This is a genomic window from Streptomyces sp. 8N616 (assembly GCF_052246385.1).
Taxonomy (GTDB): Bacteria; Actinomycetota; Actinomycetes; order Streptomycetales; family Streptomycetaceae; genus Streptomyces.
Map to the genome: position 1 here is coordinate 1 of NZ_JBQQBY010000081.1, position 3,044 is coordinate 3,044.

Genomic DNA, 3,044 nt, shown 5'->3' on the forward strand with positions numbered 1-3,044 from the left:
TTTTCCCCCCCCGCCACAAGGTTTCGATGAGGTGCGTGGGCCGCTACGGCTGGCCGTAGCCGTCCAGGAACTGGCCGATCCGGCTCACCGCGTCCGCCAGGTCGTCCTTGTGCGGCAGCGTGACGATGCGGAAGTGGTCGGGCTCCGGCCAGTTGAAGCCCGTACCGTGCACAATCATGATCTTCTCGGCGCGCAGCAGATCGAGCACCATCTGCCGGTCGTCCTTGATCTTGTAGACCTTGGGGTCGAGGCGGGGGAAGGCGTACAGCGCGCCCTTCGGTTTCACGCACGTCACGCCCGGTATCTGCGTCAGGAGCTCGTACGCCGTGTCGCGCTGCTCCAGCAGCCGGCCGCCCGGCAGTACCAGATCGTTGATCGACTGCCGGCCGCCGAGGGCCGTGGCCACCGCGTGCTGCGCCGGCATGTTCGCGCACAGGCGCATGTTCGCGAGGATCGTCAGTCCCTCGATGTAGCTGGCGGCGTGCGCCTTCGGGCCGCAGACCGCCAGCCAGCCGCTGCGGTAGCCCGCCACCCGGTACGCCTTCGACAGGCCGTTGAAGGTCAGCGTCAGCAGGTCCGGCGCGATGGCGGCGGTCGGGGTGTGCGTGGCGTCGTCGTAAAGGATCTTGTCGTAGATCTCGTCGGAGCAGACGATCAGACGGTGGCGGCGGGCGATCTCCGTGATTCCGCGCAGCAGTTCGTCGTCGTATACCGCGCCCGTCGGGTTGTTCGGGTTGATGACGACGATCGCCTTGGTGCGGTCGGTGACCTTGCGCTCGATGTCCGCCAGGTCGGGCATCCAGTCGGACTGCTCGTCGCAGCGGTAGTGCACGGCGGTGCCGCCGGACAGCGACACGGCCGCCGTCCACAGCGGGTAGTCCGGCGCCGGGACCAGCACCTCGTCGCCGTCGTCGAGCAGCGCATGCATCGACATCTGGATCAGCTCGGAGGCGCCGTTGCCGAGGTAGATGTCCTCGACGTCGAGCTCGATGCCCTTGGTCTGGTAGTGCTGCATCACCGCGCGCCGGGCGGTGAGCAGGCCCTTCGCGTCGCCGTAGCCGTGCGCCGAGCCCACGTTGCGGAGCATGTCCTCGAGGATCTCGGGCGGGCAGTCGAAGCCGAAGGGCGCCGGGTTGCCGGTGTTCAGCTTCAGGATGTGGTGACCAGCCGCCTCCAGCCGCATTGCCTCCTCGAGTACCGGGCCACGGATCTCGTAGCAGACATTGGCGAGCTTGGTTGACTGGATCACCTGCATGTCCGACACGATACGGCCGTGTGAAGGAAGCGGCGCGATGTTTTCCGCCACGCGGACGTACGAGTGGGCACGCGCGCGTGGGCCCAAGGCCCGGCCCTACGTCCGGGGCGCCCGCCGGACCGACCGGCCCGCGAGGACGTCCGTGCGCCGGCCGTCTTCGATGACAAAGCGGCCGTCGATCAGGACATGCGGAATGCCGGTGGGGAGGGTCCGCGGAGCTTCGAAAGTGGAGCCTGCGGCGACCGTCTCCGGATCGAAGAGGACCAGGTCGGCGCGGTAGCCCTCGCGTACGAGGCCCCGGTCGGGAAGGCGGAGCCGGGCGGCCGGGCGGGACGTGAGATGCGCCACGCACTCCTCCAGGGACAGCACGCCGAGCTCGCGCACGTACCGGCCCAGGTAGTGCGGGAACGTTCCGTACGCGCGCGGGTGCGGCTTGTCGCCCTGAAGGATCCCGTCGCTGCCGCCGGTGTGGACGCGGTGTCTCATGATCGCCTGCACGTTCTCCTCGTGTCCCACGTGCTGGAGGATCGTCGACCCGAGCCGGTCGCCGAGCAGGAGGCGGCGCGCGGTGACGAACGGCTCCTCGCCGCGCTCGGCCGCGCTGCGGGCGATCGTCCTGCCGACGTAGACGGAGAAGTCCGGGTCCGAGACGCCGGAGATCTCGATCGTGTCCCACTCGATCGGCACGCCGTGACAGCCGTCGGCGCCCTCGACCTCCATCACGTGCCGGATCCGCTCGGCCGTCCCGTCGTCCCGGAGGCGGGCCAGGACGGCGTCCGGGCCGCCCTCGCTCGCCCAGCTCGGCAGCATCGCGACGAGGGTCGTGCAGCCGGGCAGGTAGGGATAGGTGTCGAGGGAGATGTCCGCGCCGCTCGCGAGCGCCGCGTCGAGGAGGGCCATCAGCTCGGGCGCGCGGCCCTTGTTCACGCCGAAGTTCATGGTGGCGTGGGCGAGATGGAGGGCGCACCCGGCGTCCCGGCTGAGGGCGACCATCTCCTCGTACGCCTCGAGGGCGCCGGCGCCGTACGAGCGGTGGTGCGGGCAGTAGTAGCCGCCGTGCTCCGCCACGACGCGGCAGAGTTCGGTGAGTTCGGCGCCGGAGGCGTACATGCCGGGGGTGTAGGTGAGGCCGGAGGACACCCCCACGGCTCCCTGGTGGAGTCCCTCGGCGACGAGCCGCTTCATGCGGCCGAGTTCGGCGGCGGTGGCGGGGCGGTCGTCCCAGCCGACGGCGAGCATGCGGACGGTGCCCTGGGGGATGAGGTAGGCGGCGTTGACGGCGATGCCCTCGCCGTCGAAGCCGTGGTCCAGGCGGTCGAGGTACTCGCCGACGGTCCGCCAGTCGAAGTCGATGTCGGAACCGTCGCCGTTCCAGCCGGTGATCTGGGTGCGGACCTGGGCGAGAGTGCGGTCGTCGACGGGGGCGTAGGACAGGCCGTCCTGGCCGATGACTTCGAGGGTGACGCCCTGCGCGGCCTTCGCCTCGTGGGAGGGGTCGCGGAGGAGGGCGAGGTCGCTGTGCGCGTGCATGTCGATGAAGCCGGGGGAGAGGGCGAGGCCGGAGGCGTCGACGGTGCGGTTGGCTGCGGGGCGCGGGCCGGAGCCGTGCGGCACGATGGCGGCGATGCGGGCGTTGTCGACGGCGACGTCGGCGCGGTACGAGGGACCGGCGGTACCGTCGATGACTTGCGCGTCGCGAATGACCAGTTCCATGGCGGCGACCGCCTTCCTGCTCGACTCGTCCCACGCCTAACGGCGCGGGCTTTTCCCCACCCGCCCGCCCTTTATG

At 70.3% G+C, this 3,044-nt stretch carries 2 protein-coding genes; both read right to left on the reverse strand.

The features are described from left to right. Positions 1-43: 43 nt before the first annotated feature. Positions 44-1,255, reverse strand: coding sequence for a pyridoxal phosphate-dependent aminotransferase (locus ACTWQC_RS35650; RefSeq protein ID WP_443320022.1), 1,212 nt, complete (start codon positions 1,253-1,255; stop codon positions 44-46). A 96-nt stretch (positions 1,256-1,351) separates the two neighbouring features. Continuing rightward, entirely contained in the window at positions 1,352-2,968 is a 1,617-nt protein-coding gene (locus ACTWQC_RS35655; RefSeq protein WP_443320023.1) for an N-acyl-D-amino-acid deacylase family protein, read from the reverse strand. Between the last annotated feature and the right edge of the window lie 76 nt (positions 2,969-3,044).